At 24.1% G+C, this 7,465-nt stretch carries 7 protein-coding genes; 5 read left to right on the top strand and 2 right to left on the bottom strand.

Going from position 1 to position 7,465, the window contains the following annotated elements:
* Nucleotides 1-14: 14 nt before the first annotated feature.
* Nucleotides 15-563 (top strand): signal peptidase II, encoded by a 549-nt coding sequence (locus AWT72_RS07485; protein ID WP_067143157.1) that lies wholly within the window; start codon nt 15-17, stop codon nt 561-563.
* 95 nt (nt 564-658) lie between these two features.
* Here the strand turns inward: AWT72_RS07485 and AWT72_RS07480 are convergent, their stop codons facing one another.
* Complete coding sequence (locus AWT72_RS07480; protein ID WP_067143155.1) at nt 659-1,501, bottom strand: helix-turn-helix transcriptional regulator; 843 nt, start codon at nt 1,499-1,501, stop codon at nt 659-661.
* A gap of 153 nt (nt 1,502-1,654) precedes the next feature.
* Here AWT72_RS07480 and AWT72_RS07475 point away from each other — a divergent pair, with 153 nt between their 5' ends.
* Genes AWT72_RS07475 through AWT72_RS07460 form a run of 4 tightly spaced genes read left to right on the top strand, consistent with a single transcriptional unit; the run spans nt 1,655 to nt 6,841 of the window.
* On the top strand, nt 1,655-2,908 hold the full coding sequence (locus tag AWT72_RS07475; RefSeq protein WP_067143151.1) for an ABC transporter substrate-binding protein: 1,254 nt from the start codon (nt 1,655-1,657) through the stop codon (nt 2,906-2,908).
* A gap of 32 nt (nt 2,909-2,940) precedes the next feature.
* Nucleotides 2,941-3,819: a carbohydrate ABC transporter permease gene (locus AWT72_RS07470; RefSeq protein WP_067143148.1), complete on the top strand. Its 879-nt coding sequence runs from the start codon at nt 2,941-2,943 to the stop codon at nt 3,817-3,819.
* Nucleotides 3,816-4,640: a carbohydrate ABC transporter permease gene (locus AWT72_RS07465; protein ID WP_067143145.1), complete on the top strand. Its 825-nt coding sequence runs from the start codon at nt 3,816-3,818 to the stop codon at nt 4,638-4,640. The genes AWT72_RS07470 and AWT72_RS07465 overlap by 4 nt, the downstream gene beginning before the upstream one ends.
* Before the next feature lie 11 nt (nt 4,641-4,651).
* On the top strand, nt 4,652-6,841 hold the full coding sequence (locus AWT72_RS07460) for an alpha-galactosidase (RefSeq protein WP_067143142.1): 2,190 nt from the start codon (nt 4,652-4,654) through the stop codon (nt 6,839-6,841).
* Between the two features lie 65 nt (nt 6,842-6,906).
* On the opposite strand, the gene AWT72_RS07455 is transcribed toward AWT72_RS07460, so the two are convergent.
* Nucleotides 6,907-7,338 (bottom strand): hypothetical protein, encoded by a 432-nt coding sequence (locus AWT72_RS07455; RefSeq protein WP_067143139.1) that lies wholly within the window; start codon nt 7,336-7,338, stop codon nt 6,907-6,909.
* Between the last annotated feature and the right edge of the window lie 127 nt (nt 7,339-7,465).

The following is a 7,465-nucleotide window of genomic DNA, read 5'->3' as shown; positions in this document are numbered from 1 at the left end:
TCAATTATTAGATTATGGAGAAACTAAGAAAAAACATATTAATTATATTAATATTAGTCTTAATTGATCAATTAACTAAAATTTTTATAAATACATTTTTTAACCACATTTCATTTAGATTACTTAATAATAAATTAGGATTCGATGTTTATTTAAATAAGGATTATATGTCTCTTTTTAATCTTAAACTTAATTTAGGCTTAGGTATACCAACTTTGATTTTTTTTAATTTAGTATCACTTTGTTTAGTAGTAACATTTTATTTATATGTGTTAAAATCCAATGCATTAAATTCAAAAATAAGAGTTTGCATGATGGTTGTAATTGCGGCTATTATATGCTCTATAATAGATAAAATATTTTGGGGTGGTAGTTTAGATTTCATTGTATTTTTTGGATATATTATAGATATTAAAGATATTTATGTAAATATAGGACTTGCATTAGGTTATTTTTTATACATATATGTATACGTGATAATGAAAAGAAATTTAGAACAAATTAAAGTTCTAACATTAAATGGGTATATTAAATTTATTAAATCAATTTTTAAAAGATTATAAATAGTAGGTATATAAAAAATGTATATATATATATATTAAAATTAAAAAAAACAAAAATATAACTGAGATATAAAATTTGTATCTCAGTTATTATATTACATTAAATTATTTATTCTATATTCTCTTGGTACTATGTTGAATTTTTTCTTAAATACTTTTGTGAAGTAGTTGGAGTTTGAAAAACCTGAAGTATGGGCAATATATTTAATAGAATTATCAAGATTAAGCAATAATTTTTTTGCTACATTTAATCTATATTCATTTAAATATTCTATGGGAGTTAATCCTTCTTCTTCTTTAAATTTTTTTATCATATATGATTTTGAAATATAGAAATTTTGTGCTAAATGATCTAGTGTTATTTTATTTTGGTAATTAAATTCTATATATTTTTTTATTGTATTTATGTTTTTGTTTGATTTAGTTTCACTTTTAAATATTTTAAATAATTCAACCATAAATGTAAAAAATAGTTTTTCTAATTCAAAATTGTTATCATTTTTATTAATTATACTAATATTGTACATTTCTAGTAATATTGTTTTTATATAAGGGTAATTTTTTAAATTAATTATAGGTTTTCCATTGTTTAGTTTTATAAGTTTTTGATATAAGTGATAAAAATCTTTTGATATTTCTAAATAAATAATTTTCCATAATTTTGAATTAGTAGGTAAATAGTAAAGTGCATCACTTGGTATATCACAAAAAAACATATCATTTTTTTCACAGACATAAGTAATATTATCTTTAATAAATATACCATACCCATCTAAACTAAGTTGAAAAAGTATAAAATTTTCCTTAGTTCTGGTAGAACAATTAATTTTATAATTCTTAGTAACAGTATGTTTTCCTATTCCTAATAAATTAAATTTAGTAAATGTTGTTACTAAATTTAAGTTTATACGAGTTTCTATATCTTTATTTTTTTTCAATTTAATCATCTCCTACTAGTATTATACTCGGGAAAAGGAATAAAAAAAGCAAAAAAAAGAATATTTTACTCTTTTTTGTATTTTTATATTCTTTTTATATGACTATAAATTAGATATACTATTATAAAAGAAGGTAGAAAAGGAGAGATAAGAATGAAAAAGAAAATTTTAAAATTATTAATGCTTTTTATATCAGTGTTCGCAATATTTAGTTGTGGAGCAGAAGATAAAAAAGAAATGAAAACAGTAGATTTTTATTTAAGTGCAACAGAAGAACACATAATTTATGCTAAATTAAAAGAAATTGCTGCTAAATTTGAAGAAAAAGAAGGAATAAAAGTAAATATATTAGCTGGTGGTGGAGCAGAATATGAATCTACTATGAAGACAAGAATGGCTTCTAATGACTTACCAGATATTTTTTCTACACATGGTTGGTCTGTTTTAAGATATAGTGAATACCTAGAAAAATTAGATAATCAATCTTGGGTAAAAGATATTAACCCATTAATTAAAGGTGCAATAACTGATAAAGAAGGACATATATATGTTTTACCAGTAAATATGGATATAACAGGTATGGTATATAATGTTACTATATTAGAAAAATTAGGTGTTAATGTAGATGATATTAAAACTTGGGATGATTTTTTAAATGTTGCTAAAAAAGCAGTAGAAAATGGTTATATTGGTATACATATGGGAGCAAAAGATGCCAATGAAGGTGGAAGATTTTTTGACTGGGCAGGTTCATCATTTTTAATTACACCAAAAGATAATGAAGCACAAAACTTATTAAATGGAGTATTTAATACTCAAAAATGGGAAGAATTATCAAATTTATTAGTTCAATTTAGAGAAAATAATTTAATTAATAAAGATTTTGTAACTGCAACACCAGATGATACTGCAAGAGCATTAGCAGATAATAAGGCATTATTCACATTTGCTACTAATGGTATGATTAGAGAAGCACAAGAGTATAATCCAGAAGCTAAAATAGCATTTATGCCAACACCTGCAAGATATGCTGATGATGAACCTACTTTAATAACAGGAGAAGAATTTGCATTTGGTGTATGGAAAGATTCTAAAGTAAAAGAAGAAGCATTAAAATTCATAGATTATTTAGCATTACCTGAAAACATTAAATTAATTAATGAATCTATAGGAGCAGCACCAGGATTATTAAATGTAGAAGTAGATAATGGAGATTTAACTGAGTATTATAATAAATATGTAAATACAAAAACAGTTCCTTATTTAGATAGAGTTTATTTACCAGGTGGTATGTGGTCAACTTTATGTGATGTTGGAACAGGTATATTAACAGAGCAATTAACTGTTAAAGATGGTGTTGCTAAGTTAAAAGCAGATTATGAAAAATTATACAATGCACAAAAATAAGTAGAGCATGACTATATTTAGGAGTATTTAAAATGTTTAATAAAAAAATCAGGAAAAACATAATAAATATTATGTATATCCCAGCATTAATTTTGTTTACAATATTTGTATTTTATCCATTTTTTAGGGGTATTTTAATTTCATTTACAAATTGGAATGGATTTTCTCAACATTATAATTCAGTAGGTTTAGAAAATTACAAGAATATAATAATTTCGGATTTAAATGTTAGAATGGCTTTAAAAAATACTTTAATATATGGATTAGGTAGTACAATATTACAACAAATATTAGGGCTGGGATATGCCCTATTTCTAAATTCTGATTTTAGGGGTAGAAACTTTGTAAGAACAGTAATATATTTACCTGTAATGATATCTGGACTTATAATGGGGTATATGTGGTATTTTATATTTAAATATGATGGAACTTTGGCTGAATTATTTAGTATATTTGGCATAAAAGAATTGAATTTATTAGCAAATGGTAATATAAGTATATTTTTATTGACATTTATAAACTCTGTACAATATTGTGGTATATCTATGTTAATATATTTAGCAGGTTTACAAAATATACCTAAAATGTATTATGAAGCTTCTGAAATTGATGGAGCAACAAGTTTACAAAAATTTATGTATATAACAATTCCAATGTTAAGACCTGCAATAATAACAAGTTTTACTATAAATCTTATAGGTGGACTAAAATTATTTGATGTTATAAAGGCATTAACTAATGGTGGACCTGGTTATGCAACACATTCATTATCTACTTTGATAGATAAAGTATATTTTGGAACTCAAAATGCAGGTTATTCAGCAGCAATAGGTGTTGTATTATTCATGTTTATTCTTATATCTAGTTTGATAACTAATCAAATATCAAAAAGGGGTGAATTAGACTTATGACAAAAAATAAATTATCAATATCAAAATTAATTTTTATTGTATTTATAGTGTTATTGCATCTATTACCTATTTATATTTCATTAGTTTCTGCTTTTAAGAAAAAAACAGATTTAGGAGCAAATTGGAAAATACCAAATTATATTTATTTTGATAATTTTATATTAGCAGTAAAAAAAGGTGTTTTTCAGGCAATGGGGAGAAGTTTTATAGTAACAGTTGTTGTAATATTATTAGTTGTAATTATTGGAGCAATGTCTGCTTATCCACTTGCTAGAAATCAAAGTAAATTAAACACTATTATATTAAATATTATATTAGCAGTTATGATGATACCGCCACTTAGTATGTTAGTCCCATTAGTTACTATGCTATCAGGAAGAAATCTTTTTCATATTAAAGGAACAAATACATATTGGGCAATAATATTGGTTGTATTATCATTTCAATTACCAGTTAGTATATTTATGTATACTAATTTTATAAAATCTATACCTAAAGATTTAGATGAAGCGGCAGAAATTGATGGTTGTAGTAGATTTAAAATATTTTTTACTATAATTTTACCTATGTTAAAACCAGTTACTTCTACGGTTATTATTTTAACAGGAGTATTTACTTGGAATGACTACCAATTTTCTTTATATTTATGGCAAAAACATAGGTCAGTTACAACATTTGTAGCATCGTATTTTTCAGCATCAAGTTTTAACTTAAATTCAGCAGCGGCTTCGGCTATAATAGTTATTATACCAATAACTATATTATATTTAAGTTTACAAAAATATTTCATAAAAAGCTCTATTGATAGTGCAGTAAAATAGAAAGGTATAATATGATACATTATAATGAGAAAAATAAGATATTTCATTTATATAATGATGAAATAAGTTATATTATAAAAGTTTTAAAAAATGGAGAAATTGGACATTTATATTTCGGCGAAAAAATAGAAGTAAATAATTTAGACTATTTATATAGGGAATATTATGAAAATTTACCTATTACACCAAATTTCTCAGGAACTAGTAAAGGTTTTTTCTTAGATACATTATTAAGAGAATACCCTGATTTTGGTAGGGGTGATTTTAGAATACCTGCATTTGAATTAGAATATACTGATGAAGATTTTGTTTCAGAGTATAAGTACAGTTACCATGAAATTATAAAAGGGTATAATAAGGTAGAAAAATTACCACATATAAAAGCCAGTGAATCTGAAACATTGCTAATTTATTTGAAAGATGAGCTTAAAAATTCTACTTTGATTTTAAAATATACAATATTTAATGATTATCCAGCAATAATTAGAAATACTAAACTTTTAGGTAAAGATATTAAAATAGAAAGATTATCAAGTTTATCTTTAGATTTAATAGACTCTGATTATGATTTGATTAGCCTTAGTGGACATTGGGGTCGTGAGTGTAAATATAATAGAGAGAAGTTAAATAGGGGTATAAAAACAATAGATAGTAAAAGAGGAAGTAGTAGTGCAACATATAATCCATTTATAGCATTATCAGAACCTAATTCTGATTTTGATAAGGGAATTATGATAGGGTTTAATTTAATATATAGTGGAAATTTTGAAGTAAATATTGAAGTTAGTCCATTTAATAGTACAAGGGTTAATATGGGTATTAATAGTTTTAGTTTCAATTCGAATTTAAAAGATAGTTTTGAAACACCAGAAGTATTAATGGTTTATACAACAAAAGGGTTAAATGGTTTAAGTCAAGTTTATCATGATATTTATAGAAACTATTTATTAGAAAAAAAAGAAAATCTAGTATTACTTAATAATTGGGAAGGAACATATTTTGATTTTAATGAAGAAAAATTACTTAAAATTATAGATAGTTCTCATGAATTAGGTATTGATTTATTTGTATTAGATGATGGTTGGTTTGGTGTGAGAAATGATGATTTTAGTGGATTAGGAGATTGGACTGTTAATACGAAAAAACTTCCTAATGGGTTAAAAGCATTATGGCAAAGAACAAAATCACATAATATGAAATTTGGACTTTGGTTTGAACCTGAAATGGTAAATGAAAATAGTAAATTATATAAAGAGCATCCTGACTATATTATAGGAACAAAAAATAGAGTTAATCACCCAGGTAGAAATCAATTAGTATTAGATTTTTCAAGAGAAGAAGTTAGAGAAAATATATATAATCAATTAGTAAAAATATTAGATAATAATGAAATTGACTATATAAAATGGGATATGAATAGGGCTATTACAGGAATAGATAAAAAAGAAAAATATTTTGCTTATATAATAGGTCTTTATTCTATGTTAGATAAATTAAAGAAAAAATACCCTAATATATTATTTGAAGGTTGTGCTAGTGGTGGTAATAGATTTGATGCGGGAATACTTTACTATATGCCCCAAATTTGGACGAGTGATAACACGGACGCAATAAGCAGAGTAGACATACAGTTTGGAGCGTCTATACCCTATCCTGTAAGTACACAAGGCTCTCATGTTTCAAATGTACCTAATCATCAAACAGGAAGACAAACAAGTCTTGAGATTAGAAGAAATATTGCTATGTTTGGAACTTTTGGTTATGAGTTAAATCCATTAGAATTATCTGATTTAGAAAAAGATTTAATAAAGAAAGATATAAAATTGTATAAAAAATATTCAAATTTAATTTGTGAAGGAGATTTGTATAGAATTACATATGATGAAAATGTTAGTGTTTTTAATGTAGTTAGTAAAGATAAAAAAAGTTGTATATTAGCATACTTTAGAAAAAAAGTAAAAGTATTAGAAGAACTTAAAACTATAAAAATAAAGGGCTTAAATTATGACTATAATTACGATATATATAGAATTAATAAAAATAGAGAAGAAATATTAATAGGCTCATTCAATGGAAAATTTTTAGAAAAATTTGGTATTTATGGTGAACATAGGTTTGCAGGTAGTATTGATGAGAATAAAGAAATATATTCAGATAACTATACAGAACTCTATATAATAAAAAAAAATGATTCCTTTTAAAAAAATTATTATAAATAAAAGTTGCAATGTTTTATCATCGCAACTTTTTAAAATATTATAAATTCTTATTTTGAGTTTACAATATTGTCATATAAACTATTCATTGCAGCAAGTACAACGTTTTTATTTATTTGTTCCTTAGGGTTTTGTTTCTTATAGTTTTCTAATAAACTATAAGTTATATCTAAGAAAGCAGGTAAATCATTATTAGTTGCTTTACCAAGTTTTACTAGACTATCTACACCAGCAATAGCAGTTCTGTATATTTCTTCATTATCTTGTTGAGATAATTTAGCTATAGTGTTTATTTTTTTTAAGCTTTCTATTGAAGTTTGATCTATAACTACCTGTGTTTGAGTTTGTGTATTTGTATTTTTATTTTGTTCAGCCTTTTTTGAATTAACTGAACTACATGATACTAGTGCTAATAGTACTGTTAATGTCATTATAATTTTTTTCATATTTTCCTTGTATGATATAGTCATACGACTATACATACTTCTCCTTTCATAATTTTATATATATTTATTTATATATTTAATTTATTAATTTGATTTGTCGTTGTATAATAATAATGTAGTTACTGTGTATTTTTTATTTTTACATTTTGCTTAGTCTATTCAA

Origin of the sequence: Oceanivirga salmonicida (assembly GCF_001517915.1) — a bacterium.
GTDB lineage: Bacteria > Fusobacteriota > Fusobacteriia > Fusobacteriales > Leptotrichiaceae > Oceanivirga > Oceanivirga salmonicida.
The sequence above is the reverse complement of the archived record's forward strand: the minus strand, read 5'-3'. Positions and strand labels throughout refer to the sequence as shown.